Source organism: Streptomyces sp. NPDC040545 (assembly GCF_055595065.1).
The window spans coordinates 14,123-39,317 of record NZ_JBVIWA010000021.1; the positions used below are offsets into that span (position 1 = coordinate 14,123).

Here is a 25,195-nt window from a genome sequence, read left to right on the forward strand (position 1 = left end):
CGTTCGTCACGGCCGGCCGGACAGCTCGATCGCCTAGGCCGCCGCGAGCGGGCGGTGCGGGGCGATGATCTGGCCGTCCGGCAGCAGTTCACCGGTGTCCTCGAAGAGCAGGACACCATTGCACAGCAGGCTCCAGCCCTGCTCCGGGTGGTTGGCCACCGGGCGTGCGGCCTCCCGGTCGGCGGATTCGGCTGACGGGCAGGCTGGCTGGTGCTGGCACATGGATGCGTTCTTTCGCTGCGGTGTGGTCTGTGTGCTACGGCTCGATGCGTGATTCATGGCCGTCCCCCTGGGTCATCCCCGCACCCGCGGGGAGCGTGTCATCAGTCTTCCCCCATGACAGCCGCTTCGCAGGTATTTCCCGGCAGCTGTCCTCACAGATTGATGACGCATCACTCGTGCGGGCGGTTCAGGTCAACTCCCCTGTCATTTCGGATGGTTCGCGACTGGCCCGGGTGGACTAGGCCGAGTGGGTGATTCGGGTCAGGCGGCGGGCGCGGCCAGGGAGGGGGGCGCCGCCGTCGGCGCCGGGGTCAGCCGGCGGGTCAGTACGGGCAGCAGCTCGGAGACCGGATGCGGCCGGTACGCGGCGATGCCGGGCGGGGCCGGGGCCAGGGGCACCAGCAGGTCCTCGCCGGCCGGCAGCCCGGCGGCGGCGTCCGCGCCCACCGCCCCGTGCAGCCACAGGGTCAGCATGTAGAGCTCCGGGACCGACAGCAGCCGGGGCTGGTAGCCGGTGGTGAGGGATTCCGCCTGGCGCAGGGCGCGTTCGGTGGCCGCGACATAGGGGCCCTCGAAGAAATGGGAGAAGACCCAGCCGTCGGCGGTCAGCCGGGTGTCGGCCGCCGCGATGTAGCGGTCCCCGCTGCGGATCAGGAACCGCCAGCCCGTGAGCCGGCTGCGCGGCGGCCTGCCGCCGGCCGCGAGGTTGGACATGCCCAGCCGGTCGAGGACGTGGACCGGAAGCGGGAGTTCGGGGGTGAGCGGCCCCTGGTTCGCGCGCAGGGCCGGGGTGTGCGCCTCGTGGACGGCGGTGGGGGAACCGAGTGCCGCGAGGACGCTGCGCAGGGCGGGCGCGGGAGCCGGAGGGACATGCAGCGGCATGGTGGGTCGCCTCTCACTTGGGAGACCGGTGGAACGGGGGCAGGTGCGGACTCGCATTCTGGGGCCAGAGGGGGGCCGAGGGGCAATGGCCGCGCGCCAACTCTCTGCCTCGTTTGCGGAGTTTATACGACATGTGTTCACGCAGTGTTTCGGCTAGCTGTCCCGCCTATTGCCGGCAAGGCGCTTACCGGACCCGCTGACATGGCATTCATGCCGCATGCACGCGAACATGTCGCGCTGACCTCGGAGGTTACCGGACGGGGGCTCGGCTGGAAAGCGTCGGTTATCCGAACGAGGCAAAGTCTAAGCGGAATTTGCATACCGCGACTTGCCACGTGAATGTGCCGAAGCGCCCTTCGGCCAAACCGGCGCGCGCTCCTCGTCACGCACGCCCCCCGCGCGTTATGGATCACGCTGCCGGGGCATCATCGACCGTAACGCGAGCCTGGGTTGTTCCGGGCCAGGCCCACTCGAGGAGGGACGCTTCGATGGGGGAGAAGGTCGTGGCAGGCGGATTCGACCTGTCCGATCGGCAGCGGTATCGAAGGAAGCTTCACGAGTGTCTGGAGGGACTGGAGCGGCTCCTGGAGGAGAAGAGGTTCGATCGCCCGAAGAACATGATGGGACTGGAGATCGAGCTGAATCTCGCGGGTGCCGACGGGTTGCCGAGAATGCTGAATGCACAGGTGCTGGAGCGGATTGCGAGCCCCGATTTCCAGACCGAGCTCGGAATGTTCAATCTGGAGGTGAACGTCCTTCCGCACCGGCTCGGCGGCCGGGTTTTCGACCAGCTCGCCGAGGAACTCAGCGCAGGGCTGGGCTATGCCCACCGGCAGGCCGCGGAGATCGACGCCGGCGTGGTGATGATCGGTATTCTGCCGACGATCTCCCGCGCGGACCTGGTCACCGCGAACCTTTCGGCGGTGGACCGCTACTCGCTGCTCAACGAGCAGATCCTGATGATGCGCGGGGAGGACTTCACGCTCGACATCGACGGCGTCGAACGGCTGATCTGGACCTCCGGGTCGATCGTGCCGGAGGCCGCCTGCACCTCCGTACAGCTGCATCTGCAGGTGACCCCGGCCCGCTTCTCGGCGGTGTGGAACGCGGCGCAGGCCGTGGCCGCGGTGCAGATAGCCGTCGGCGCCAACTCGCCCTTCCTGTTCGGGCGTGAGCTGTGGCGGGAGTCGCGGCCGCCGCTGTTCACGCAGGCCACCGACACCCGGCCGCCCGAGCTCCAGGCCCAGGGCGTGCGGCCGCGCACCTGGTTCGGGGAGCGGTGGGTGGACTCGGCGTACGAGCTCTTCGCCGAGAACGTCCGCTACTTCCCCGCCCTGTTGCCGATCTGCGACGAGGAGGAGCCGCTGCGGGTGCTCGCCGAGGGCGGGGTACCGGGACTGCAGGAGCTGGTCCTGCACAACGGCACCGTCTACCGGTGGAACCGGCCCGTGTACGGGGTCGCCGACGGGGTGCCGCACCTGCGGGTGGAGAACCGGGTGCTGCCGGCCGGACCGACGGTCGCCGACGTCGTCGCCAACGCCGCCTTCTACTACGGACTCGTACGCACCCTCGCGGACGAACCGCGCCCGGTGTGGACCCGGCTGCCCTTCGCCGAGGCGGAGGCGAACTTCGACGCGGCCTGCCGGTACGGGATCGACGCGCGGCTGCGGTGGCCGCGCCGGGGCCGGGCCGGGGGGCTCGCGAGCGTGCCCGCCGTACGGCTGGTCCTGGACGAGCTGCTGCCGATGGCGGCGGCGGGGCTGGACGCCTGGGGCATCGAGCCCGCGGACCGGGACCACTACCTCGGCATCATCGAGGAGCGCTGCCGGCGCCGGGTGAACGGGGCGACCTGGCAGGTGGACACCTACCACCGGGCGCTCGCCGCCGGACTGGAGCGGGACGAGGCGCTGGCCGCGACGACCCGGCGGTACACCGAGCTGATGCACAAGGGCGACCCGGTGCACACCTGGCCGGTCGGACTGACGGAGGAGGTGAGCGTCCCGGCGCCCGTCGTGCGCTGACCGGCCGCGGGCCCCGCGCCGCCGTCCGTCCGTTTGTCCGCCGTCCGTTTATCCGCTGTCCGCCGTCCGCCGCCGTCCGGTGATCCCGGTGCGAGCCCCGCAGTGATCCTCCCGGTCCGGTGAGGAGGCAGTATGGGGTGGTCGCAACGGGATGGCAGGACGGAGTCGGGCGTGCGGACGGAGCCGGAGCCGGTGTTCGTGGAACGGGACGAGGACGGGCGGCGGAGCCTGCTGCGCACCGAGACGCTGCTCGTCCTCGCGCTGTCGCTGGGCGCGAGCGGGGTCTCGGCGCTGATCAGCTTCATCGGCTCGCTCACCAAGCCCGGCGGTCTCAAGGACCAGGCGGCCACGCTCAACGGCTCCTACGCCCCGGGCCGGCCCTGGCTGGACCTCGCCTGGCAGCTGTTCGGCATCGCGAGCGCCCTGGTACCCGTACTGCTGGTGGCGCACCTGCTGACCCGCGAAGGCGCCCCCGGGCTCCGGGTGCTGGGCTTCGACCGCACCCGGCCCTGGTGGGACCTGGGCCGGGGCGCCCTCGTCGCGGCCGGCATCGGCAGCGCCGGGCTGGCCTTCTACCTGGGCGCCCGGGCCACCGGCTTCAACCTCACGGTGGTGCCGGAGGCGCTCCCCGACGTCTGGTGGAAGTTCCCCGTACTGATCCTCTCCGCGCTGCAGAACGCCGTGGTGGAGGAGGTCATCGTGCTGGCCTACCTGCTGCGCCGGCTCGGCCAGCTGGGCTGGTCGCCGATGGCCGCGCTGCTGGCCAGTTCGGTGCTGCGCGGCTCGTACCACCTCTACCAGGGCATCGGCGGCTTCATCGGCAACGTGGTGATGGGCGTCGTCTTCGTCCTCGCCTACCGGCGCTGGGGCCGGGTGGGACCGCTCGTCGTCGCGCACGCGCTCCTCGACATCGTGGCCTTCGGCGGGTACGCCCTGCTCGCGGGCAAGGTGGGCTGGCTGCCGACGCCGTGACCCGGGGCCCCACCCGATCGGACCTTCCGGGCGGGGGCGGACGCCGCAGCGGTGCGACCCTGGGGCGAGTGAGGAGGCGCGCCCGGTGGCTGTTGTGGACACACTGGTACCGTTCGCGCCCTTCCTCGTGCCCGTGGTCACCGGCCTGGTGGGCGGCATCAGCCTCCTCATCCGGGACCGCCGCGAGGCACGCAGCACCGACCACCGCTACCGCAGGCGGCTGGAGAAGGCCCAGCTGGAGATCCAGTTCCTCTCGGGCTGGATCCAGGCCAAGCAGCTGGCGCCCACCGACTCCCCGCCGCCGGACCCGGACCCGGGGCGCTGGCTGGACGAGTGCTACGCCTCGGTGCGCCGGGCCAAGGAGAACACGGGCGGCCGCCACCGGACGGGGCCGGTCTCGCTGCGGCGCATCCTGCTGCTGGGGGAACTGAGCGGCCCGGCGAAGAGCGTGCGGGTCGGCTACTGGGTCTCCCTCGTCCTGTTCAACCTGGCGCTCGCGTGGTGGGTGAACGCGCTGATCACCGGCGTACCCGGCTTCATGCACGAGGAGGGCCTCTCCGAGTCCGAGGAGATCGCCTCCTACCTGGGGGTGGCGGGCGTCCTGTTCCTCGTGTCGGCCGGCCTGTGGGGATGGACGGTGCACCTGGGCGCGGCGGAGCCGGGGCAGGTCTACCGCAAGCGGATCGACTCGGCCGCCTGGGCGGAGCAGGAGGAGAAGCGGCGCAGTGCCGCACGCGCGAAGGCGGATGCGAAGGCGCGGTCGAAGGTGGACGCCGGGCGCAACGGCGACGGGGGCGGGTCCCCGGGCTGAGCCGGCCCTGCTGCCCGGCCGGCCCGGCCCGGCCCGGTGCCCGCGTCCGTGCCCCGTGGTCACCCCGCCTGTCCGGCCCCGGACGGGGACGCGAGGAGCTCGCCGTCGACGACGGTGACGGCCCGGCCGGTCAGCAGGGTGCGGTCGCCCGCCAGGGTCACCCGTACGAGACCGCGCCGCGCACCGCCCTGGAGGCCGGTCAGCTCGGTACGGCCCAGCCGCTGCGCCCAGAACGGGGCGAGCGCGGTGTGGGCGCTTCCGGTGACCGGGTCCTCGTCGATCCCGAAGGCGGGGAAGAAGCCGCGCGAGACGAAGTCGTACCCGAGGGAGGGATCCTCGGCGGGCGCGGTGACGATCACCCCCCGCCGGGCGAAGGCGCGCAGGGCCGCGTGGTCCGGCTCCAGCTCGCGGACGGTCTTCTCGTCGGCGAGCTCGACGACGAGGTCACCGATGTGGTCGGCAGTGTCGTGCACGGAGAGGATCGGGGGGCCGCCGAGCGCGTGGCCCACGGCGGGCGGCGCCGGCACCGGGGTGAGCGAGGACGTCGGGAAGTCCATGGTGATCGTGCCGTCCTCGGCGGTCTCGGCGGTGAGGATGCCGCAGCGCGCGGAGAAGCGGATCCGTCCCGTGGCGAGCCCGCCGGTGGCCAGTACGTGCGCGGTCGCCAGCGTGGCGTGGCCGCACATGTCGACCTCGGCTGCCGGGGTGAACCAGCGCAGCGCCCAGTCGGCGTCCCCGCCGGGCGGCAGGGGGTGGGCGAAGGCGGTCTCGGAGAGGTTCATCTCGCACGCGACCTGCTGGAGCCAGGCGTCCGGCGGGAACGCGCTGTCGAGGAGCAGGACTGCGGCGGGGTTCCCGTGGAAGGGGCGGTCGGTGAAGGCGTCGACGATTCGGATGCGCATGCCCCGACGGTAGGGCGATTTCTTGATCGTCGACAAAGGCCAATCCGGGGTGACTGGCCCGGTCGCGGGGGCCGGGAACCGGCCGACCGGCCCCGATCAGGTCGAGCCACAGGTCCTCGTGATCGGTCAGTCCCCGCGCGGCACAGGCCCTGGCGGCATCGTCCCTGTCCAGCCAGGGCGACGGACCACGGTCCGGGCCTCCCCCGAGGCGGACCCGGTATTCGATCGTCTTGACCACGGCCACGTCCTGAGCGCAGTTGAAGGCGTGGCACGTCCATGCCGGTGATCCGCCCGGTGCACGGCCGGCCTGCACCCGGCAGGTGTACCCGATCGCCGGGCGCACGGCACGGGCGTACTGCGATCGGGCGAGAGCCGCGCCGACCGCCGCTATGACCGCAGCCGTGGCGCTTTGGCGTGCGTATCCACCGGGACCGAGCCCAGTGCGCGTCAGAAAGATCGCCCCGTCCACATCGGCGCGAACACACCAAGGCGTGCGCTCCGGGCGACTGTCACCGACGTGTTCCGATATATCGTTGACACATCGCGAGGCGTCGCCGATAGTGGAGACATCGGACAACCGATGAAGCAACGACAACGTGACGGAAGGAGCGCAGACATGCGTTCACACGGACAGCACGGACACGACCACGGGCATGACCACGGACGGGGCCACGACCACTGCGGGCCCGATCGTCGGGAGGGTTTCAAGGGGCGGCGCGCCGCCTTCGGCCCGTTCGGGCCGCCCTTCGGCGGAGGCCCCTTCGGTGGCCGCGGCGGACGCGGGGGACCGCGGGGCCGGGCCCGGCGCGGCGATGTGCGCGCCTCGATCCTGGCGCTGCTCGCCGACCGGCCGATGCACGGCTACGAGATGATCCAGGAGATCGGCGAGCGCAGCGGCGGGGCCTGGAAGCCCAGCCCGGGCTCGGTCTACCCGACCCTGCAGCTGCTCGAGGACGAGGGGCTGATCAGTAACGCGAGCGAAGGCGGCAAGAAGCTCTTCACGCTCACCGACGCCGGCCGCGCCGAGGCCGAGTCGGGCCCGGACGCTCCCTGGGCGGACGCCGGGCGCGGCTTCGACTTCGAGGCGATGCAGGAGGTCCGGACGGCCGGCTTCGGTCTGATGGAAGCCTTCGGGCAGGTCTTCAAGACCGGCTCGCCCCAGCAGCGGGAGAAGGCGCTCGGGGTCATCAACGACGCCCGCAAGAAGCTCTACCTGATCCTGGCCGACGAGCACTGAGCCCGGCCGGCCCCGGCATGCGACGGCACGCAGCGACGCGCCCCGCGAGTTCGTCTCGCGGGGCGCGCCTTCGTGTGTGGTGTGGCGGCGAGGGCGGCGAAGGCGGCGAAGGCGGCGAGGGCGGCGTGGGCGGCCCGGCGGTCAGACGACCAGGCCGGCCAGCTTGCGCAGCGACTCGTTCAGCGCGGCGGTGGCCGAGTCCTTGAGCTTGCCGGCCATCAGGGAGACGGCGGCCCCGGTGAACTCGCCGTCGATGCGGACCGTGGTGGCCTCGCCGTCCGGGATCAGGGTGTACCGGGTGAGGACCGCCACCCCCATCGGGCCCTTGCCGGTGATGGCGAAGAGGCGCTCGGCCTCCAGCTCCGAGACGGTCCAGAGGACCTCGGCCGGGAAGCCCATCATCTTCATGTTCTCCGTGAAGGTGGCGCCGACCGCGAGGGTCTCGGGTCCGCCCTTGGGGAAGTTCGTGTGGGTCATGCTCCACTGCCCGTACGCGTCCCAGTCCGTCAGCTGGGACCAGAGCTGCGCGGCGGACGCCTCGATGCGTGATTCCGCGGTGACTTCAGCCATGCGACCACCCCTTCTCGTCGGGTACGTGCGGCGGAACGTAGCCCCGGCGGGCGGAACATTCAATACTGACGACCTGTCAGATATTGCCGGCGCCCACGGGGTGTGATCTCGACTCCGTCTCAACAGGTGTCATCCCCGTGACGCTCCTGACCCGCCCTGTCATGATGGCTGGATGCAAGCGTCAGGGAGAAATGCCGGACTGGGCCTCGCCCTCGTCTCGGCGTTCGCGTTCGGTGGTTCCGGAGTGGCGGCGAAGCCGCTGATCGAGGCGGGTCTGGACCCCCTCCACATGGTCTGGCTCAGGGTGGCCGGGGCAGCTCTCGTACTGTCCCCGCTGGCCTGGCGCCACCGTGACCTCGTGCTACGCAGGCCCGCGCTGCTCGCGGGCTTCGGGCTGGTCGCCGTCGCGGGTGTGCAGGCCTTCTACTTCGCCTCCCTGTCCCGCATCCCCGTCGGCGTGGCCCTGCTGCTGGAGTACCTGGGCCCGGCGCTCCTGCTCGGCTACATCCGCTTCGTGCAGCGCAAGCCCGTGACGCGCGGCGCCGCCGCGGGCGCGGCCGTGGCCGTCGTCGGACTGGCCTGCGTGGTCGAGATCTGGGCCGGGCTGAGCCTGGACCTGCTCGGCGTGCTCTTCGGCCTCGCCGCCGCCTGCTGCCAGGCCTTCTACTTCGTCTTCGCCGACCAGGGCGCCGACGGGGACGACGCCCCCGACCCGCTCGGGGTGATCGCGTACGGCATGCTCGTCGGCGCCCTGGTGATGACCGTGATCGCCCGGCCCTGGGAGATGGACTGGCAGGTGCTGGGCGGCGACGCCTCCGTGGGCGGCGCGATGGTGCCCGCGCCGGTGCTGCTCGCCTGGGTGGTGCTGGTCGCCACGGTCTTCGCCTACCTGACTGGCGTGGTCTCGGTGCGCCGGCTCTCGCCCCAGGTCGCCGGCGTCGTGGCCTTCCTGGAGGCGGTCGTCGCCACCGTGTTCGCCTGGATCCTGCTCGGCGAGCACCTTTCCACCTGGCAGATCGTCGGCGGCGGCCTGGTGCTCGGCGGCGCCTTCATCGCGCAGTCCTCCCGCCCGGCCGCCCCGCCGGTGCCTGCCGTGGCCGACCAGCTCGTACCCGCGCGTGAGACGACCGCGGCCGGCAAGGGTTAGTGTGGCGGTCATGCATTCGACCGTGCTTCCGCCTCCCGCCGCCTAGCGCGGGCGGCGCCACCACGTCAGGTACCCGGCCCGGGGAGCCCCTGGGCGGGTCCGCGCTGCCCGCGAGGCGATGACCTGCTTCTTTCATCCTTCACGCATGCGCGGAGACATCTCGTGTCGAACCATTCGCCCGCCGCCGGGCGCAGTCTGCTGTACCTCGTCGTCGCCGGAGCCGCCTGGGGCACCGCCGGGGCGGCCGCCTCCCTCCTCTTCCTGGCCAGTGACCTCGGCCCGCTCGCCCTGTCCTTCTGGCGGTGCGCGGGCGGGCTCGTTGTGCTGCTCGGGGTGCTCGCCGTACGCGGCTCCCGTCCCGCCGCCGGCCGGGTGCGGCCCTCGGTGGCTTCGCTGATCGGGACCGGGCTCCTCTTCACCCTCTTCCAGGCCGCGTACTTCGCCGCCGTGCGCGAGACCGGCCTCGCGGTGGGCACCGTGGTCACCCTCGGCGCCGGGCCCGTGATCATCGCGCTGGGGGCCCGGTCCTGGATGGGCGAGCGGCTCGGCCGCGGTGGCGTGGCCGCCGTCGTGGGGGCGCTGGCCGGGCTCGCCGTTCTGGTGCTGGGCAGCGGCGGCGGTGAGGTGCGGCCGCTCGGCGTCGGCTGGGCGCTGCTGTCGGCCGCCGGCTACGCGGGGATGACCCTGCAGGCGCGGTGGCTCGGGCAGCGCGGGGCGGGCGGGGACCCGCTGGTGACCACCGCCTGGTCGGTCGCGGTCGGCACGGTGTGCCTCCTGCCGCTCGCCGCGGTGGAGGGACTGCTGCCGCACACCGCCGACCTCGGCCGGGTGCTCTGGCTGCTGGTGTACGTCGCCACCGTGCCGACCGCGCTGGCGTACGCGCTGTACTTCACGGGCGCCGCCGCCGTACGGGCCGCCACCGTGTCGGTGATCATGCTGATCGAGCCGGTGAGCGCGGCGGTGATCGCGGTCCTGCTGCTCGGGGAGCGGCTGACCGGCGCCGTGGTGCTGGGCACCCTGCTGCTGCTGACGGCGGTGGGTGCGCTGATCGTGGCGGAGGCCCGTCGGCCGGTGGCTGCGCCCACCCCCGTGGGGCGCAGCCCTCAGAGCGCGCTGAGGTAGTCAGGGACGGCGATGCCGGGGGCCAGGTCCGCGGCGGGCACCGGGGTGCCGTACGCCGGGGCCACCGGAAGCACGCCCGCCCAGTGGGGCAGGTCCAGGTCCTCGGCGTCGTCGTTCACCGGTCCGCTGCGGATCTTCGCGGACACCTCGGCGAGGTCCACGCGGATCACCGCGGTGGCGGCGAGTTCCCGGGCGTTGGCCGGCCGGGTGTCGGCGGAGCGGCCCGGGGCGACGGCGTCGACCATGGCGTCCAGGGCCGTCCGGCATTCCGCCTCGTCGGTGACCTGGTGGGCGGTGCCGTGCACGACGACCGAGCGGTAGTTGAGCGAGTGGTGGAAGGCCGAGCGGGCCAGGACCAGTCCGTCGACGTGGGTCACGGTCACGCAGACGGGGAGGCCCGGGTCGGTGCGGCCGGCCGCGAGCAGCGGGCGGGAGCCGGTCGAGCCGTGCATGTACAGCGATTCGCCGACCCGGGCGAACAGCGTGGGCAGGACCACGGGCGCGCCGTCGCGGACGAAGCCGAGGTGGCAGACGTAGGCCTGGTCGAGTATTGAGTGCACCGTCTCGCGGTCGTAGCGCGCCCGGTCGCGGGAGCGGCTGGGGACGGTGCGGTCGGTGGGCTCGTAGCTCGCGGTCGATGCGTCCCTCGGGGGCGGCGTCCCGGGCGTCTCCGTGGCAGGCGTGGCGGTCATGGTGCGGACTCCATTGCACTAGTGCATACTTGTGTTTGTGCTAGGAGACTATCGGATCACAGGGCGTCGCGCAGCGGATATCGCCGCCGGCGTGGAGGCGGGCGTGGCTTCGGGCGCGCTCCCGCCGGGTTCACTGCTGCCGCCGATGCGGGAGCTGGCGGGCGATCTGGGGGTGAACCCCAACACCGTGGCCGCCGCCTACCGGACGCTGCGCGAGCGCGGGGTCATCGAAACCGACGGGCGGCGCGGCAGCCGGGTGCGGTCCCGCCCGTCGAGCACGCCCCGGGACGCGCTGCGCATGGTGGTGCCGGAAGGCGTACGGGACCTCGCGGAGGGCAGTCCGGACGTATCCCTGCTCCCCGCGCTGGAGGGGCCGCTGGCGGCGGCCGCCCGGCGGTACGGGCAGGCGCCGACCCTCTACGGGGCGGACCCGGTCGCCCCGGAGCTCGCGGAACTGGCCCGGGCCGGCTTCGACGCCGACGGGGTGCCGCCGGGACCCGTGGCGGTGACCTCGGGCGCGCTGGACGCCATCGAACGGGTGCTCACCGCCCATCTGCGGGCGGGTGACGCGGTGGCGGTCGAGGACCCGGGATGGGGCGGGGCGCTGGACCTGGTCCCGGCGCTCGGCCTGCGCGTGCTGCCGGTGGCGGTGGACGACGACGGACCCCGGCCCGAGGCGGTGGCCCGGGCCCTGGCGGCCGGGGCGCGGGCGCTGGTGGTGACCGCGCGGGCGCAGAACCCGACCGGGGCCGCGGTGGGCGCGGAGCGGGCGCGGGAGCTGCGGGCCCTGCTGGCGGACCACCCCGAGGTGCTGCTGATCGAGGACGACCACGGGAACGGGATCGTCGACCTGCCGTTGCATCCGCTGGGCGGGGTGAGCCGGCACTGGGTGCTGGTGCGGTCCACGGCGAAGGCGTACGGGCCGGACCTGCGGCTCGCGGTGCTGACCGGCGACGCGATCACGCTGGACCGGCTGCGGGGGCGGCAGCGGCTGGGGCCGGGCTGGGTGAGCCGGCTGCTGCAGTACGCGGTGGTGGAGCTGTGGACCTCAGGGGCGGTCGACCCGGTGGTGGTGGCCCGTTCGTACGCGGGGCGGCGGGACGCGCTGGTCGAGGCGCTGCGGCGGCGGGGAGTCCGGGCGCACGGGCGCAGCGGCCTGAACGTCTGGGTGCCGGTGGTCGACGAGACGGTGGTGGTGACACGGCTGCTCGCCGCCGGATGGGCGGTGTCCCCGGGGGCCGTCTTCAGGGTCGAGGCGGGGCCGGGCATCCGGCTGACGGTCTCGCAGCTGACGGTTGCCGAGGTGCCGGGCCTGGCGGACGCGGTGGCCGCGGCGGCCAGTGTGGGTGCGGCGGGCGTGCGGTACGACTGACGGCGGCCCGGCGGGCGTGCCCGGAGCCCGTGCCGACGGCAGCCCGGCGCTCCAGGGACGCCGCCGCCGAGCCGGGCCGGACGTCAGCATCGGTCAGGCGGGCCTGCGGGCCCCGGGGCGGGTCTGGGTGAGGGCCGCGCCGGCCAGTACGATCGCGGCGCCGACCGGGGTGTTCCAGTGGAGCTGCTCGCCGAGGACCAGGACGCCCGCCGTGGTGGCGATGACCGGGATGAAGTAGGTGACCATCTGGGCGGTGGTCGGGCCGACCTCCGTCACCAGCCCGTACTGCATCTGCAGGGCCATGCCCGTGCCGAGGGCGCCCAGCGCGATCACCGACAGGGTGGGCCAGAGCGGGAACGAGCTCGGCGCCGAGGTGAACGCAGCGCTCACGAGCGCGAGCTGGATCGTGGAGATCATGAGCTGGCCGCCGGTCAGGGCCACCGGGGAGCCGGGGGTCCCGGCCAGCGTACGGCGGACGTAGATCCAGCCGATGGGGTAGCAGAGGGACGCCAGCAGGGCGAACGCGGTGCCCTTGGCGTCGACACCGGAGAAGCCCTGCCAGGCACCGAGCACGGTCAGGACGCCGAGGAAGCCCAGGCCCAGCCCGGCGAACCGGCGGCGCGTCGGGCGGTCCTCGGACAGGGCGACCAGCGACAGCGCCATGCCCCACAGCGGCGAGGTGGCGTTGCAGATGCCGGCCAGGCTGGAGGGGATGCTCAGCTCCGCGTACGCGAAGAGCGAGAACGGGGCGGTGTTGAGCAGCAGTGCCGCCACGGTCAGGTGGCCCCAGGTGCGCAGTCCCCGGGGGAGCGGCTCGCGGCGGACCAGCAGCACGGTGAGCAGGGCGAGCGCGCCGAACAGGACCCGGCCCAGCGCCACCTGGAAGGGCGCGTACGCCTCCGTGCCGACCTTGATCAGGAGGAAGCTGAAGCCCCAGATGACCGAAAGGATCGCGAACCGGACCCGCCAGTCCAGGAGGCCGCCCCGGCGCCGGCCGGTGGTGTTGGTGGGGGAGGCGGCGGCGGTCGAGGTGGGGGAGGCCGGGGCCGGGGAGGCGGCCGGGAGGGTCGGCCCGGGGGTGGTCGGTGCGCTCATGCCCCTTACTGTGCTCGTATCAACTTCGTAGGACAAGCGATAGTTTCTCTGGGTGACGCCGTAGCATTGCTTACATGTTGAACCTGGAGCGCCTGCGCACCCTGGACGCCCTCGCCCGCCACGGCTCGGTCAGCGGCGCGGCCGACGGCCTCCACGTCACCACCTCCGCCGTGTCCCAGCAGCTGGCCAAGCTGGAGCGCGAGGTCGGACAGCCGCTGCTGGCCAGGAACGGACGCGGGGTCCGGCTCACCGACGCCGGGCGGCTGCTCGCCGATCACGCCGCCCGGATCATCTCCCAGGTGGAGCTCGCCCAGGCCGACGTCGAGGCCCAGCGGGGCTGCGCGGTGGGCGAGCTGCGGATCGGGGCCTTCCCGACCGCCATGCGCGGACTGCTGCCCCAGGCCCTGGCCGCGCTGCGGGCCGGGCATCCGGAGCTCCGGGTCCGGGTGCGCGAGCAGGAGCCCGAGGAGAGCATGGCGGCCGTCGTGCGCGGGGACCTCGACCTGGCTCTGGCGATCGACTGGCACAACAAGCGGATGCCGGTGCCCGCCGAGCTCACCCGGACCCACCTGCTGGACGACACCGTCGACATCGCGGTCCCCGCCGGCCACCGGCTGGCCGGCCGGGCCGAGGGCTCCGCGGGGTCCGGGATCTCCCTCGCCGAATGCGGCGACGACGACTGGATCTCCTGGAACGAGGGGCAGTTCTGCCACGAGTGGCTGGTCTTCACCCTGCGCGGTACGGGCATCGAGCCGCGCATCGCCCACATCGCCGAGGAGCACCACACCCAGCTGGCCTTCGTGGAGGCCGGACTAGGGGTGTGCGTGGCGCCGAAGCTGGGCCGCGGCCCCGTGCCGCCCGGCGTGCGGCTGCTGCCGGTGTGCGACAGCGTACGGCGCCACGTGTACGCCGTCTGGCGCGCGGACGCCGACCGCCGGCCCTCCATCCGGGCCGCGGTCGACGCCCTGCGGCAGGCGGCCGCCGGACTTCGGCAAGACACCCCCTAGGCCCGCGGCTGCCTACAGCTTGCGGAAGTCCCAGGAGACGATCGAGTCCGGGGTCAGCCGGATCCAGGCGTGCCGCCCGTCGTGCGGCATCTCCTCGATGCCGAAGTTCTTGACCGGGAAGATCCGCTCGGCCTCCGCGAGCTCGGTGCAGGGCTCGCCGGTGCGCGGGGCGTCGCCCACGAAGACGGCGCTGCCGGACAGCTCCACCCCGCGCAGTTCGTCGTACGACTCGCCGGAATCCACGACCACCGAGATCCGCGGATCCTTGCTCAGGTCGGACCAGCGGCGGCTGCGCGTGATCGAGTACAGCCACAGCGAGCTGCCGTCCCACGCGAACCACAGGGCCCCCACGTGCGGGCGCCCGTCGGGGGAGACCGTCGCGACCCGGCAGGTCTTCTGCTCACGCAGGAAGGAGTCCACCTCCGCGTCGCTCATCATGATGCGCCGGCCCCGCCGCTGTGAGGTTCCGGTTCGTGCCCCGTCCACGTCCATCCGTCCTGCACCCCTTCACATCTGACTGTGTGTCAGGAATCATGAGGGCTCTTCCGTCGCCACGCCAGGGGGAGCCATGCCGGATCTCGATCCCGCCACCACCGCGCTGCTCACCGTCGAGTGCCAGAACGGTGTCGTCGGCGAGGAGAGCGCGCTGCCGGAGCTGGCCCAGGAGGCCCGGGACTCGGGGATGCTGGCACGGGTCGCCGCGCTGGCCGACGCCGCGCGCGGAGCCGGCGTACAGGTGCTGCACGCGGTCGCCGAGCGGCGGCCCGACGGGCTCGGCGCGAACACCAACGCCCGGCTGTTCCGGGCCGCGGAGAGGCTGCCGGTGCGCCAGCTGACCGGGAGCCGGGCGGTGGAGGTCGCCGCGCCCATCGTCGTCGCCGGTCAGGACCTGGTGGTCCGCCGGCTGCACGGCCTCTCCCCGATGGCCGGTACCGATCTCGACCCCCTGCTGCGCAATCTCGGCATCCGCACCCTCGTCGTCACCGGGGTCTCCTCCAACATCGCCATCCCGAACACCGTCTTCGACGCCGTGAACCTCGGCTACCGGGTGGTGGTACCGGCCGACGCCATCGCCGGGGTGCCCGCCTCCTGCACCGCCGAGGTGATCCGCAACTCCCTCGCACTGGTCGCGGCCATCACCACCGCCGAAGAGCTGCTCATGCAGTGGGCTCCCGCGGCCTGACCCCCGTAACCTGGGCGGATGCTGTCCGAAGTGATCGCGACCCGTTACGTCACGCCCCTGCGTGAGGGCGGCTCGCTCCCGGGGATCGTCGAGGCCGACGACCTCGGTACCTACGTCATGAAATTCACCGGAGCCGGCCAGGGCCGCAAGACCCTGGTCGCCGAGGTCATCTGCGGCCGCCTGGCCCAGCGGCTGGGGCTGAGGGTCCCACGGCTGGTGCAGATGCAGCTCGACCCCGTGATCGGGCTCGGCGAGCCCGACCAGGAGGTCCAGGAGCTGCTCAAGGCCAGCGGCGGGCTCAACCTCGGCATGGACTACCTGCCCGGCTCGATCGGCTTCGACCCGCTGGCGTACCAGGTGGACCCCGTCGAGGCGGGGCGCGTCGTCTGGTTCGACGCCCTCATCAACAACGTCGACCGCTCCTGGCGCAACCCGAACATGCTGGTCTGGCACGGGGACCTCTGGCTCATCGACCACGGCGCCACCATGATCTGGCACCACAACTGGCCCACCGCCCTGGCCGCGGCCGCCAAGCCCTACAACGCCTCCGACCACGTACTGGCCCCGGTGGGCCCGGACATCGCCGCCGCGGCCGCCGCGCTCGCGCCGCTGGTCACCGAGGAGCTGCTCACGGAGGTTGCGGCCGACGTCCCCGACGAGTGGCTGGTCGACGAGCCGGGCTTCGACTCCACCGACGCGCTGCGCCGCGCCTATGTGGAGGCGTTGCTGCCGCGCGCGGCCACGATCCACGAGAGGATCTCGCTGGAGGCCGAGGTGAAGACGCCTGCCGGACCTCCCGGCTGGCTCACCGATCACTTGCCGGAATGGCCCCACAAGACCCACAAGAAGAAGAGCGACATCGAGTGACCAAGCGGGACGTGTTCGAGTACGCGCTGGTGCGCGTGGTGCCCCGGATGGAACGGGGCGAGTGCTTCAACGCCGGCGTGATCGTCTACTGCCGGGCGCACACGTACGTCGCCGCGCGCACCCACCTCGACGAGGCGAAGCTCCTCGCGCTGGACCCCGGGGCCGATGTGGCCGGGGTACGAGCCGCCCTGCGTGGGGTCGAGGGCGTGTGCAGCGGCGGGGCCGAGGCGGGGCAGGCGGCGGGTGACGACGCGGGGCGGCGGTTCCGCTGGCTCATCGCCCCGCGGAGCACCGTGGTGCAGCCGGGTCCGGTGCACACCGGCCTGACGGCCGATCCGGCGGCGGAGGTGGAGCGGCTGCTGGACCTGCTGGTCCGCTGAGGCGGTCCGGGGCTCCGCCGCCGGACCCCGGACCCCCGCCCCCGGACCCCCGCCCCCGGACCCCCGCCCCCGCCCCCGCCCCCGCCCCCGGACCCCCGCGCCCGAAACGCAGGCGGGGCCGGATCGACTGGCGTTGACACCGGGTGCCAGGGCTCCTAGCGTCTCCTCAGCTGAAGCTACTAAGCGGTTGCTCACCTCTGGGCGGCCGCCTCTCAAGGGCGAGGAGATCCAGCATGTCCACCACCGAGCAGCGCGTCGCGATCGTGACCGGGGCGGCCCGGGGCATCGGCGCCGCCACCGCCGTACGCCTGGCCGCCGAGGGCCGGGCCGTCGCCGTACTCGACCTCGACGAGGCAGCCTGCAAGGACACCGTGGAGGCCATCACGGCGGCCGGCGGCAAGGCGCTCGCGGTCGGCTGCGACGTCTCCGACGGCGCGCAGGTGGAGGCGGCCGTCGCACGCGTCGCGAGCGAGCTCGGCGCCCCGACCATCCTGGTCAACAACGCGGGTGTACTGCGCGACAACCTGCTGTTCAAGATGACCGAGACCGACTGGGACACGGTCATGAACGTGCACCTGCGCGGTGCGTTCCTGATGTCGAAGGCCTGTCAGAAGCACATGGTGGAGGCCAAGTTCGGCCGCATCGTGAACCTCTCCAGCAGCTCGGCGCTCGGCAACCGCGGCCAGGTCAACTACTCCGCCGCCAAGGCCGGTCTGCAGGGCTTCACCAAGACCCTGGCCATCGAGCTCGGCAAGTTCGGCGTCACCGCCAACGCCGTCGCCCCCGGCTTCATCGCCACCGAGATGACCGCCCAGACGGCCGCCCGCGTCGGCATGGGCTTCGAGGACTTCCAGGCCGCCGCCGCCACCCAGATCCCGGTCCAGCGCGTCGGCCGCCCGGACGACGTCGCCAACGCCATCGCCTTCTTCACGGGCGAGGCCGCGGGCTTCGTCTCCGGCCAGGTCATGTACGTGGCCGGCGGCCCGCTCAACTGACGAGTCCACGAGAGACAGGGCGTACGACATGACGTACAGCGGTATCGACAGCGGCAAGGTCGCTCTGATCACCGGGGCGAGCCGGGGCATCGGCTACGGCGTCGCCGAGGCGCTGGTCGCCCGGGGTGACCGGCTCTGCATCACCGGGCGCAGCGAGGAGGCTCTCAAGGAGGCCGTCGAGCGGCTCGGCGCGGACCGGGTGATCGGCGTCGCCGGCAAGGCGCACGACGAGGCCCACCAGGCCCTCGCCGTCGAGCGCACGATGGAGGCCTTCGGCCGCGTCGACTTCCTGGTGAACAATGCGGGCACCAATCCCGTCTTCGGGCCGATCGCGGACCTGGACCTCGGGGTCGCGCGGAAGGTCTTCGAGACGAATGTGATCTCGGCGCTCGGCTTCGCCCAGCGGACTTGGCACGCCTGGCAGAAGGACAACGGCGGCGCGATCGTGAACATCGCGTCCATCGCCGGCGTCTCCGCCTCGCCCTTCATCGGCGCGTACGGGATGAGCAAGGCCGCCATGATCAACCTCACCCTCCAGCTCGCGCACGAGATGGCGCCCGGGGTCCGGGTGAACGCGATCGCCCCCGCGGTGGTCAAGACGAAGTTCGCGCAGGCGCTCTACGAGGGCCGGGAGCAGGAGGCCGCGGCGGCCTATCCGCTCGGCCGGCTGGGGCTCCCGGAGGACATCGGCGGGGCGGCGGCGTTCCTCACATCTGCACAAGCGGAATGGATCACCGGGCAAACTCTTGTCGTGGATGGTGGGATGTTCCTCAATGCCGGGGTTCACTGACCGATAATCGGACGTATCTGCCTCCGAAAGGGAGGTAAATGCGTATCGAATATGCACGGAACCGGTCAAGTGCCTCACGAAACCAACCCATTGGATTCGTGGGGCACTGCGGTAGGGTCTGCCGCACCCCTGGCTGATCGAGGAGCGTGCACGTGTTCAACCGGACCAGATGCCTGCAGATCACTGCGGCCCTTGCGTCCATATCCCTGCTCGCCGGATGCGGCCTGCTGTCGGAGGACGACGGCGACGAGATGAAGAGGATCGTCGTCGGTACCACGAGCGCACCGAGCACCCTCGATCCGGCGGCCGCGTGGGACGGCTCCTGGGAGCTGTACCGGAACGTCTACCAGACCCTGCTGGCCTTCCCGACGGGCTCCAGCAAGCCCCAGCCCGACGCGGCCCAGAGCTGCGAGTTCACGGACGCGGCGAGCCAGGCGTACCGGTGCACCCTGCGCAAGGGCCTGAAGTTCTCCAACGGCGAACCGCTCGACTCCAAGGCGGTCAAGCACTCCCTCGACCGGATCAAGACCATCGGCTCCAACGTCGGCCCCAAGGGCCTCTTCGGCACCCTCGACAAGATCGAGACGCCGGACGCGCTGACGGTCGTCTTCCACCTGAACACCTCGGACGCCACCTTCCCGTACGTCCTCGGCTCGCCCGCCGCCTCGCTCGTCGCGCCCAAGGACTACCCGGCCGACAAGGTCCGCGAGGGCGACAAGGTCACCGGCTCCGGCCCGTACGTGCTCGACTCGTACAAGGAGGGCGCCGAGGCGGTGCTCACCGGCAACACGAGCTACACCGGCTTCGCCAACCGCAAGAACAAGGCGGTGACCATCCGCTACTTCGCGGACTCGCCGAAGATGATCGCGGCGATGAAGGCGAAGGAGATCGACGCCACCTACCGAGGCCTGTCGGCCCCGGAGATCACCGACCTCCAGACCCCCGCGTCGCACGCACTGGGCGTCCAGGTCGTCGAGAACGTCGGCGCCGAGATCCGCTACCTGGTCTTCAACCCGAAGGACCCCCAGGTCGCCAAGCTCCCGGTCCGCCAGGCCATCGCCCAGATCGTCGACCGCGGTGCGCTCGTCTCCAAGGTCTACCAGGGCACCGCCGAGCCGCTGTACTCGATGGTCCCCAAGGGGGTCGTCGGCCACAAGACGCCCTTCTACGACAAGTACGGCGCGGCGGACGTCGCCAAGGCCAAGAAGATCCTCAGGGACGCCGGGATCACCCAGCCGGTCGAGCTGACCTTCTGGTACACCACCGACCGCTACGGCTCCTCGACCGCCGACGAGTTCACCGAGCTCAAGCGGCAGCTGGACGAGAGCCAGCTGTTCCGGATCACCCTGCGCAGCCAGCCCTGGAAGACCTTCCAGACCGGCTACAAGACCGGTGAGTACCCCGTCTTCGGCCGCGGCTGGTTCCCCGACTTCCCGGACCCCGACAACTTCATCGCGCCGTTCGTCGGCAAGGAGAACGCGGTCGGCACCCCGTACGAGCCCGCGGAGATCGTGAACGACCTGCTGCCCAAGACCCGCCGCGAGGGCGACCGCTCGGCCGGCGTCCAGGAGTTCGAGCAGGCCCAGAAGATCTTCGCCGACGACGTCCGGCTGCTGCCCCTGTGGCAGGGCAAGCTGTACGTCGCGGCGCGCGAGGACATCGCGGGCGCCGAGCGCGCGCTGGACCCGCAGACCGTCATGCAGATGTGGGAGTTCTACCGCAAGACCAGCTGGTAGTACCTGCACCGGTGCGTCGGCCGCCATGGGCGGCCGACGCATTGTCAGTGGGCCCCGGTAGGTTCTGGAGCAGTTGCACGAGCAGTTGCACGAAACTTGTACCGGAGGTTGTCGCCGTGACCCAGATGCTGCCCGAGTCCTGGCTCCCCGTCCTCGGCGGGGAGCTGGACCAGCCCTACTTCAAAGAGCTCACCGAGTTCGTCGAGAAGGAACGGGCGAACGGGCCGGTCTACCCGCCCCGCGAGCAGGTGTTCGCGGCCCTGGAGGCCACTCCCTTCGACCGGGTGAAGGTCCTCGTCCTCGGCCAGGACCCGTACCACGGCGCCGGCCAGGGTCACGGCCTGTGCTTCTCCGTGCGGCCCGGGGTCAAGACCCCGCCCTCGCTGCGCAACATCTACAAGGAGATGAAGGAGGAGCTCGACCTGCCGATCCCGGACAACGGGTACCTGATGCCGTGGGCCGAGCAGGGCGTCCTGCTGCTCAACGCGGTGCTCACGGTCCGGGAGGCCGAGCCCAATTCGCACAAGGGCAAGGGCTGGGAGAAGTTCACCGACGCCGTGATCCGCGCGGTGTCCGAGCGGTCCGACCCGGCCGTCTTCGTCCTGTGGGGCGCCTACGCCCAGAAGAAGCTCCCGCTGATCGACGAGGAGCGGCACGTGGTCGTCAAGGGCGCCCACCCCTCCCCGCTGTCCGCCAAGAAGTTCTTCGGATCCCGGCCCTTCACGCAGATCAACGAGGCCATCGCCGCCCAGGGACATGAGCCGATCGACTGGCGGATCCCGAACCTCGGCTGACGTCCCCCCGCGCCTCGGCGCCATTGCCGGTACCTCCGGCTAGCTTCTAGATGATCAGACCGGAGCAGGTCTGGCAGAGCAAGCCGGAGGCCGCCGTGACGGAGCAGCAGGAGGCGTCGGAGGACGCCGTCATGACCAGGATCGGCCAGGCGGTCATCCTGCTGCACGCCGGGGACCGCGAGGAGGCCCGCAACCGGCTCGGGGAGATCTGGTCCGAGATCGGCGAGGAGGGGGACTCCCTCCACCGCTGCACCCTGGCCCACTACATGGCCGACGCCCAGGACGATCCGGCCGACGAGCTGGCCTGGGACCTGCGGGCCCTGACGGCCGCCGCCGACGTGCCGGGCGATCTGCCGGGCGACAGGCCCGGGACCAGGCCGCCCCAGGACGGGCGGCCCGCGCGGTGGGAGCCGCATCCGGCGATGCGCGTGTTCTACCCGTCGCTGCACCTGAACCTGGCCGCCGACTACGTGAAACTGCAGCGGCCGGAGGCGGCCCGGGTCCACCTGGCCCGGGCCCGCGCGGCCACCGGAGCGCTGTCCGACGACGGGTACGGGAACGGCGTACGGGCCGCCATCGCCCGGCTCGAGCGGCGCCTGGCCGCGGAACCCGGAGCCGGACCGGGACCTGGCCCCGGTCCCGGACCCCGGCCGTTCCCCGAGCAGTCCCCGTAGACCCCGGGGACCCGTCGGCGGTCAGTCCCCGTGGACGCCCGAGCAGATACGGGCCTCCGGGCTGTCGGAATGCCAGTGGCCGTGCCTGCGGCCCAGCGCGCACACGTCGGCCGGCCGCACCGGCAGCTTCCGGACCAGCTCACGCTCCACCTCGGCGTCGCGCCGGGGACGCTGCGGACGGCCCGCCGGGTGCCCGGTGACGGGCTCGGCGGCCCGCCGGGGCTCCGGGATGTCCGGGACGGGCGGAGCCTCCGGCACGGGCCCGCCGGAGCCGCCCGGTACGGGTCGCTGTGCGGACCGCTGGGCGGGCGCGGGGCCCGCCGGGGCCGCGGGCCGCTCCGGGGCGGTCTCCACCGCCTCCAGCGCCTCCAGGGCGGGCGCGCGGACGACCACGGGGGCGGCCCCGGGCCCGCCGCGCGGCTCATGGCGGGGCGGTACCCCGGCGGCGGGGGCCGCCGCTGGCTGCACGGGTCCGGGGCTCACACTCACACAGCCGGAGACCGCCGAGACGGCGCAGGCGACTCCGAGCAGCAGCGTTGTCGTGGTTCGGGTTGGATGCACTCGCGCAACTCTGCTGTGCGAGGACCCCGTTGCGAAAACCCGGAGCCGATATTCACCCCGCACGGGTGACGCACCCACCCGCCGGACAGGGCCCGGGACGGCCTTCAGTCGCCGGTGGCGCCGTCCGTCTGCTCGCGCAGCAGGTCCGCGTGGCCGTTGTGGCGCGCGTACTCCTCGATCATGTGGGTGTAGACCCAGCGCAGGCTGAACACCTCGCCGCGGTGGTGGCTCCCGGCCTGCGAGACCGCGTCCAGCGAACGGCCCGCGGCCGCCTGGCGGGCCAGCTCGACCTCGGTCTGCCAGACCTGCTCGGCCTCGGCCCAGGTGGCATCCTCGGGGAAGTGGAAGTCGCCGTCCGGGTTCTCGCTCGTGCAGTACAGCTCGGGGAGGTCCGCACCCAGCATGATCTCCCGGAACCAGTACCGCTCCACCTCCGCCATATGCCGCACGAGGCCCAGGAGGCTCAGCTCGGAGGGCGCGAGCGGGGTGCGGCGCAGCTGTTCGTCCTGGAGCCCCTCGCACTTCCAGACGAGGGTGGCACGGTGGTAGTCGAGCCATCCGTCCAGCATGTCCCGCTCGTCGGCGGTGGTGGCGGGTTCGCTGCGATGTGATCCTGAACTGGTGGTCATGGGGCTCATCCTCGGCGAACCGGGCCCCCGTCACCAGGGATTAAGCTGCGGGAATCCCACAAGGAAACAACCTGGAGGCGCCCGGTGAAGGTCGGCTGCATCGGACTCGGCGACATCGCGCAGAAGGCGTACCTGCCCGTCCTCACCACCCGCCCGGGCATCGAACTGCACCTGCAGACGCGCAACCCCGAGACCCTGGAGCGGGTCGGCGACACCCACCACGTGCCGGCCGCGCGCCGGCACACCGATCTCGGCGCGCTGCTCGCCGAGGGGCTCGACGCGGCCTTCGTGCACGCCGCCACCGTGGCCCACCCCGAGATCGTCACACGGCTGCTGGAGGCCGGCGTGCCCACGTACGTGGACAAGCCGCTCGCCTACGAACTCGCGCACTCGCGACAGCTCGTGGAACGGGCCGAGCAGCTCGGGGTCTCCCTCGCCGTCGGTTTCAACCGCCGCTTCGCGCCCTCCTACGCGCAGTGCGCCGACCACGCCCGCGAGCTGATCATCATGCAGAAGAACCGGGTCGGGCTGCCCGAGGACCCGCGCACGCTGGTGCTGGACGACTTCATCCACGTCGTCGACACCCTGCGGTTCCTGCTGCCCGGCGAGGCCGATCACCTCGACGTCCGGGCGGTGGTGCGCGAGGGGCTGATGCACCAGGTGGTGCTCCAGCTGTCCGGCACCGGGTTCACCGCCCTCGGCATCATGAACCGGCTGTCCGGTTCCACCGAGGAGATCCTGGAGGTGTCCGGCCGCGACACCAAGCGGCAGGTCGTCAACCTCGCGGAGGTCATCGACCACAAGGGCCAGCCGACCGTGCGCCGCCGCGGGGACTGGGTCTCCGTCGCCCGCCAGCGCGGCATCGAGCAGGTCGTCGACCACTTCCTGGAGGCGGTCGCGGCGGGCACCACGCTCAGCGCCCGCGACGCCCTGCGAACCCACGAGCTGTGCGAGCGGGTGGTGAGCTCGGCTCTGGAGCAGGCCTCCTGAGCGAACGGCTGCCCGCCACCGCGCAGTACACCGCGAGGGCGGCGAGGGCGGCGGTCACCGGCCAGTCACCGAAGCGGACGTAGAGGGTCGTGCCGCGGGCGAGCGGGACCTCGTACACGGCAGCTGTGCTCGCGGAGGTGGGCAGGGCCGCGCCGACCCGCGCACCGGACGGGCCGTTCACGACGCTGATGCCCGTGAGGGTGGCGTGGACCATCGGGCGGCCGCTCTCGGCCGCCCGCAGCGCTGCCAGCGAGGCGTGCTGGGCCGGCGCCCAGCTCTCCTGGAACGAGGAGGTCGCCGACTGGGCGACGAGCAGCGAGGCCCCGTCCAGGGTGAGGCGCCGGCTCATGTCGGGGAAGGCCGACTCGAAGCACACCAGCGGGCCGACGCGGACCCGGCCGGGCCCGTCCGGCCGCCCGGGCAGGTCCATGACCACCGGGGTGTCGCCGCGCACCCGGTCCTCCCCCGCCGCCTTGCCGACCGAGGTGGCCCAGCCGAACAGCGCACGGGCCGGTACGTACTCCCCGAACGGGACGAGCCGCATCTTGTCGTACCGGTCGCCGGTGGGGCCCTGGGGGCCGACGAGGACCGCGCTCTTGTAGATCCCGGGGCTGTCCGCCCGCCGCGCGTCCACGTTCACCAGCAGCGGGGCCCCGACCTCCGCCGACAGCGCGGCCAGCCGCCAGGCCAGGTCCGGGCGGCCCGTCAGGTCCGCGCCGACGCTGCTCTCGCCCCACACCACCAGATCGACCCGCTGCCCCGCCAGCGGCCGCGTCAGCCGCTCACCGACGTCGAACCGCTGCTCCGCACTGTCCGGGCCGTCCGCCACCGGGCCGGGCTGTACGACGGCCACGCGCAGCCGGCCCGATTCCTCGGGTCGCGCCGCCCACACCCACACCGCTCCCGTCAGCACCGCGCACCCGGTCATCCCCGCCACCGCGGGGATCCGCGCCCCCGGCACCGCGATCAGCAGCACCAGCGCACAGTTCACCGCCACCACCAGCAGGCTGACCAGCCACACCCCGCCCACCGAGGCCAGCCGCAGAGCGGGCGCCACCTGCCACTGGCTCGCGCCCAGCAGCCCCCACGGCCCGCCCAGCCCCTGCCAGGACCGGACCAGCTCCGACAGCAGCCACCCCGCCGGTACGAGGACGAGCGCGCAGCAGGCCCGGCCCGCCGAGGGAGTCCCGCCCAGGAGCTCCCGCACCAGCAGGGCCCAGGGGATCCAGAGCAGCCCGAGCAGCGCAGCCACCGGGATCAGGAACACGTGCAGGCTGGGCAGCAGCCAGTGGTGGACGGCCAGGATGAACCCCGCGCCGCCGAGCCAGCCCTCCACCACGGCCCGCCGCGCGGTGGGGGCGGAGCGCAGCAGCAGCATCCAGGGCACGAGGGCGGCGTAGGCGAACCACCAGAGCGCGGGGGCCGGGAAGGCGAGGGCGGGCAGCGCCCCGGCGGCCACGGCGGCGGGCGCACGCCATCGAGGGGACCACCACCGCATGCGCATCGTGATCATGGCGTGCCTCCGCTTCCAGTGTGGCAGTGCC

At 72.6% G+C, this 25,195-nt stretch carries 27 protein-coding genes; 17 read left to right on the top strand and 10 right to left on the bottom strand.

The genetic code is table 11. The annotated features are described in order from the left end of the window. Window positions 1–33: 33 nt before the first annotated feature. Window positions 34–222 carry a DUF5999 family protein gene (locus tag ACZ573_RS30970; RefSeq protein WP_030009772.1) on the bottom strand — a complete coding sequence of 63 codons (189 nt, stop codon included), beginning with the start codon at window positions 220–222 and terminating at the stop codon, window positions 34–36. A 261-nt stretch (window positions 223–483) separates the two neighbouring features. Further along, a complete protein-coding gene (locus ACZ573_RS30975; protein ID WP_471310479.1) occupies window positions 484–1,104 on the bottom strand; it encodes a hypothetical protein in 621 nt (206 codons plus the stop codon). Between the two features lie 488 nt (window positions 1,105–1,592). Between ACZ573_RS30975 and ACZ573_RS30980 the strand changes: the two genes are divergently transcribed. The 3 genes from ACZ573_RS30980 (at window position 1,593) to ACZ573_RS30990 (ending at window position 4,908) form a co-directional block, all read left to right on the top strand. Next, window positions 1,593–3,125, top strand: a complete 1,533-nt coding sequence (locus ACZ573_RS30980; protein ID WP_382546535.1) for a glutamate-cysteine ligase family protein — start codon at window positions 1,593–1,595, stop codon at window positions 3,123–3,125. 132 nt (window positions 3,126–3,257) lie between these two features. Continuing rightward, window positions 3,258–4,097 carry a CPBP family intramembrane glutamic endopeptidase gene (locus tag ACZ573_RS30985; protein WP_471310482.1) on the top strand — a complete coding sequence of 280 codons (840 nt, stop codon included), beginning with the start codon at window positions 3,258–3,260 and terminating at the stop codon, window positions 4,095–4,097. A gap of 85 nt (window positions 4,098–4,182) precedes the next feature. After that, window positions 4,183–4,908, top strand: coding sequence for a hypothetical protein (locus ACZ573_RS30990; protein WP_471310484.1), 726 nt, complete (start codon window positions 4,183–4,185; stop codon window positions 4,906–4,908). A gap of 59 nt (window positions 4,909–4,967) precedes the next feature. Here ACZ573_RS30990 and ACZ573_RS30995 read toward each other — a convergent pair whose 3' ends face one another. Continuing rightward, window positions 4,968–5,810 (bottom strand): PhzF family phenazine biosynthesis protein, encoded by an 843-nt coding sequence (locus ACZ573_RS30995; RefSeq protein ID WP_471310487.1) that lies wholly within the window; start codon window positions 5,808–5,810, stop codon window positions 4,968–4,970. A gap of 616 nt (window positions 5,811–6,426) precedes the next feature. On the opposite strand from ACZ573_RS30995, the gene ACZ573_RS31000 reads away from it, so the two are divergent. Next, window positions 6,427–7,047: a PadR family transcriptional regulator gene (locus tag ACZ573_RS31000; RefSeq protein ID WP_471310490.1), complete on the top strand. Its 621-nt coding sequence runs from the start codon at window positions 6,427–6,429 to the stop codon at window positions 7,045–7,047. Window positions 7,048–7,188: 141 nt separating this feature from the next. On the opposite strand, the gene ACZ573_RS31005 is transcribed toward ACZ573_RS31000, so the two are convergent. After that, on the bottom strand, window positions 7,189–7,617 hold the full coding sequence (locus tag ACZ573_RS31005) for a type II toxin-antitoxin system Rv0910 family toxin (RefSeq protein WP_471310493.1): 429 nt from the start codon (window positions 7,615–7,617) through the stop codon (window positions 7,189–7,191). A 172-nt stretch (window positions 7,618–7,789) separates the two neighbouring features. Between ACZ573_RS31005 and ACZ573_RS31010 the strand changes: the two genes are divergently transcribed. Continuing rightward, window positions 7,790–8,764, top strand: coding sequence for an EamA family transporter (locus ACZ573_RS31010; RefSeq protein ID WP_471310495.1), 975 nt, complete (start codon window positions 7,790–7,792; stop codon window positions 8,762–8,764). Between the two features lie 162 nt (window positions 8,765–8,926). Next, window positions 8,927–9,886, top strand: coding sequence for a DMT family transporter (locus ACZ573_RS31015; protein ID WP_471310498.1), 960 nt, complete (start codon window positions 8,927–8,929; stop codon window positions 9,884–9,886). Here the strand turns inward: ACZ573_RS31015 and ACZ573_RS31020 are convergent. Further along, entirely contained in the window at window positions 9,868–10,578 is a 711-nt protein-coding gene (locus ACZ573_RS31020) for a pyridoxamine 5'-phosphate oxidase family protein (RefSeq protein WP_471310501.1), read from the bottom strand. The genes ACZ573_RS31015 and ACZ573_RS31020 overlap by 19 nt on opposite strands. 37 nt (window positions 10,579–10,615) lie before the next feature. Between ACZ573_RS31020 and ACZ573_RS31025 the strand changes: the two genes are divergently transcribed. Next, a complete protein-coding gene (locus ACZ573_RS31025) occupies window positions 10,616–11,950 on the top strand; it encodes an aminotransferase class I/II-fold pyridoxal phosphate-dependent enzyme (RefSeq protein ID WP_471310504.1) in 1,335 nt (444 codons plus the stop codon). 93 nt (window positions 11,951–12,043) lie between these two features. Here ACZ573_RS31025 and ACZ573_RS31030 read toward each other — a convergent pair whose 3' ends face one another. Beyond that, on the bottom strand, window positions 12,044–13,045 hold the full coding sequence (locus ACZ573_RS31030) for a DMT family transporter (protein WP_471310507.1): 1,002 nt from the start codon (window positions 13,043–13,045) through the stop codon (window positions 12,044–12,046). A gap of 74 nt (window positions 13,046–13,119) precedes the next feature. On the opposite strand from ACZ573_RS31030, the gene ACZ573_RS31035 reads away from it, so the two are divergent. Further along, window positions 13,120–14,052, top strand: coding sequence for a LysR substrate-binding domain-containing protein (locus ACZ573_RS31035; RefSeq protein ID WP_471310509.1), 933 nt, complete (start codon window positions 13,120–13,122; stop codon window positions 14,050–14,052). Window positions 14,053–14,064: 12 nt separating this feature from the next. On the opposite strand, the gene ACZ573_RS31040 is transcribed toward ACZ573_RS31035, so the two are convergent. Beyond that, window positions 14,065–14,490: a pyridoxamine 5'-phosphate oxidase family protein gene (locus tag ACZ573_RS31040; RefSeq protein WP_471310512.1), complete on the bottom strand. Its 426-nt coding sequence runs from the start codon at window positions 14,488–14,490 to the stop codon at window positions 14,065–14,067. A gap of 130 nt (window positions 14,491–14,620) precedes the next feature. Between ACZ573_RS31040 and ACZ573_RS31045 the strand changes: the two genes are divergently transcribed. The 8 genes from ACZ573_RS31045 to ACZ573_RS31080 all read left to right on the top strand — a co-directional run bounded on the left by ACZ573_RS31045 (window position 14,621) and on the right by ACZ573_RS31080 (window position 21,471). Then, complete coding sequence (locus ACZ573_RS31045) at window positions 14,621–15,235, top strand: isochorismatase family protein (RefSeq protein WP_471310515.1); 615 nt, start codon at window positions 14,621–14,623, stop codon at window positions 15,233–15,235. Between the two features lie 18 nt (window positions 15,236–15,253). Beyond that, window positions 15,254–16,102, top strand: coding sequence for a HipA family kinase (locus ACZ573_RS31050; RefSeq protein ID WP_471310518.1), 849 nt, complete (start codon window positions 15,254–15,256; stop codon window positions 16,100–16,102). Then, window positions 16,099–16,482 (top strand): DUF3037 domain-containing protein, encoded by a 384-nt coding sequence (locus ACZ573_RS31055; RefSeq protein WP_030009794.1) that lies wholly within the window; start codon window positions 16,099–16,101, stop codon window positions 16,480–16,482. Before ACZ573_RS31050 ends, ACZ573_RS31055 begins: the two co-directional genes overlap by 4 nt. A 233-nt stretch (window positions 16,483–16,715) precedes the next feature. Beyond that, window positions 16,716–17,477 carry a 3-oxoacyl-ACP reductase FabG gene (gene fabG, locus ACZ573_RS31060; RefSeq protein ID WP_382539444.1) on the top strand — a complete coding sequence of 254 codons (762 nt, stop codon included), beginning with the start codon at window positions 16,716–16,718 and terminating at the stop codon, window positions 17,475–17,477. Between the two features lie 28 nt (window positions 17,478–17,505). Further along, window positions 17,506–18,267, top strand: a complete 762-nt coding sequence (locus ACZ573_RS31065) for an SDR family oxidoreductase (RefSeq protein ID WP_471310521.1) — start codon at window positions 17,506–17,508, stop codon at window positions 18,265–18,267. Window positions 18,268–18,419: 152 nt separating this feature from the next. Next, entirely contained in the window at window positions 18,420–20,003 is a 1,584-nt protein-coding gene (locus tag ACZ573_RS31070; protein WP_471310524.1) for an ABC transporter substrate-binding protein, read from the top strand. A 125-nt stretch (window positions 20,004–20,128) separates the two neighbouring features. Next, the gene (locus tag ACZ573_RS31075; protein WP_471310812.1) at window positions 20,129–20,797 is read left to right on the top strand and encodes a uracil-DNA glycosylase; all 669 of its coding nucleotides are present in this window, start codon (window positions 20,129–20,131) and stop codon (window positions 20,795–20,797) included. A gap of 95 nt (window positions 20,798–20,892) precedes the next feature. Next, window positions 20,893–21,471 (top strand): hypothetical protein, encoded by a 579-nt coding sequence (locus ACZ573_RS31080; protein ID WP_471310816.1) that lies wholly within the window; start codon window positions 20,893–20,895, stop codon window positions 21,469–21,471. 21 nt (window positions 21,472–21,492) lie between these two features. Here ACZ573_RS31080 and ACZ573_RS31085 read toward each other — a convergent pair whose 3' ends face one another. Together ACZ573_RS31085 and ACZ573_RS31090 are read right to left on the bottom strand one after the other, a co-directional pair. Beyond that, the gene (locus tag ACZ573_RS31085) at window positions 21,493–22,032 is read right to left on the bottom strand and encodes a hypothetical protein (protein WP_471310527.1); all 540 of its coding nucleotides are present in this window, start codon (window positions 22,030–22,032) and stop codon (window positions 21,493–21,495) included. Between the two features lie 104 nt (window positions 22,033–22,136). After that, window positions 22,137–22,661, bottom strand: a complete 525-nt coding sequence (locus ACZ573_RS31090) for a DinB family protein (RefSeq protein WP_471310530.1) — start codon at window positions 22,659–22,661, stop codon at window positions 22,137–22,139. An 84-nt stretch (window positions 22,662–22,745) separates the two neighbouring features. Here ACZ573_RS31090 and ACZ573_RS31095 point away from each other — a divergent pair, with 84 nt between their 5' ends. Beyond that, window positions 22,746–23,651 (top strand): Gfo/Idh/MocA family protein, encoded by a 906-nt coding sequence (locus ACZ573_RS31095; RefSeq protein ID WP_471310533.1) that lies wholly within the window; start codon window positions 22,746–22,748, stop codon window positions 23,649–23,651. Here the strand turns inward: ACZ573_RS31095 and lnt are convergent. Next, window positions 23,575–25,164 (bottom strand): apolipoprotein N-acyltransferase, encoded by a 1,590-nt coding sequence (lnt, locus tag ACZ573_RS31100; RefSeq protein ID WP_471310536.1) that lies wholly within the window; start codon window positions 25,162–25,164, stop codon window positions 23,575–23,577. The genes ACZ573_RS31095 and lnt overlap by 77 nt on opposite strands. Window positions 25,165–25,195 lie beyond the last annotated feature (31 nt).

Bases quoted from the DNA above. Each gene is read 5' to 3' on its own strand.
- ACZ573_RS31020 (WP_471310501.1), bottom strand. From the start codon at position 10,578: ATGACCGCCACGCCTGCCACGGAGACGCCCGGGACGCCGCCCCCGAGG.
- ACZ573_RS31030 (WP_471310507.1), bottom strand. From the start codon at position 13,045: ATGAGCGCACCGACCACCCCCGGGCCGACCCTCCCGGCCGCCTCCCCG.
- ACZ573_RS31075 (WP_471310812.1), top strand. From the start codon at position 20,129: ATGCTGCCCGAGTCCTGGCTCCCCGTCCTCGGCGGGGAGCTGGACCAG.
- fabG (WP_382539444.1), top strand. From the start codon at position 16,716: ATGTCCACCACCGAGCAGCGCGTCGCGATCGTGACCGGGGCGGCCCGG.
- ACZ573_RS30980 (WP_382546535.1), top strand. From the start codon at position 1,593: ATGGGGGAGAAGGTCGTGGCAGGCGGATTCGACCTGTCCGATCGGCAG.
- ACZ573_RS30995 (WP_471310487.1), bottom strand. From the start codon at position 5,810: ATGCGCATCCGAATCGTCGACGCCTTCACCGACCGCCCCTTCCACGGG.
- ACZ573_RS31045 (WP_471310515.1), top strand. From the start codon at position 14,621: ATGCCGGATCTCGATCCCGCCACCACCGCGCTGCTCACCGTCGAGTGC.
- ACZ573_RS31040 (WP_471310512.1), bottom strand. From the start codon at position 14,490: ATGATGAGCGACGCGGAGGTGGACTCCTTCCTGCGTGAGCAGAAGACC.
- ACZ573_RS31050 (WP_471310518.1), top strand. From the start codon at position 15,254: ATGCTGTCCGAAGTGATCGCGACCCGTTACGTCACGCCCCTGCGTGAG.
- ACZ573_RS31010 (WP_471310495.1), top strand. From the start codon at position 7,790: ATGCAAGCGTCAGGGAGAAATGCCGGACTGGGCCTCGCCCTCGTCTCG.
- ACZ573_RS31005 (WP_471310493.1), bottom strand. From the start codon at position 7,617: ATGGCTGAAGTCACCGCGGAATCACGCATCGAGGCGTCCGCCGCGCAG.
- ACZ573_RS31065 (WP_471310521.1), top strand. From the start codon at position 17,506: ATGACGTACAGCGGTATCGACAGCGGCAAGGTCGCTCTGATCACCGGG.
- ACZ573_RS31000 (WP_471310490.1), top strand. From the start codon at position 6,427: ATGCGTTCACACGGACAGCACGGACACGACCACGGGCATGACCACGGA.
- ACZ573_RS31035 (WP_471310509.1), top strand. From the start codon at position 13,120: ATGTTGAACCTGGAGCGCCTGCGCACCCTGGACGCCCTCGCCCGCCAC.
- ACZ573_RS31090 (WP_471310530.1), bottom strand. From the start codon at position 22,661: ATGACCACCAGTTCAGGATCACATCGCAGCGAACCCGCCACCACCGCC.
- lnt (WP_471310536.1), bottom strand. From the start codon at position 25,164: ATGATCACGATGCGCATGCGGTGGTGGTCCCCTCGATGGCGTGCGCCC.
- ACZ573_RS30985 (WP_471310482.1), top strand. From the start codon at position 3,258: ATGGGGTGGTCGCAACGGGATGGCAGGACGGAGTCGGGCGTGCGGACG.
- ACZ573_RS30975 (WP_471310479.1), bottom strand. From the start codon at position 1,104: ATGCCGCTGCATGTCCCTCCGGCTCCCGCGCCCGCCCTGCGCAGCGTC.
- ACZ573_RS30970 (WP_030009772.1), bottom strand. From the start codon at position 222: ATGTGCCAGCACCAGCCAGCCTGCCCGTCAGCCGAATCCGCCGACCGG.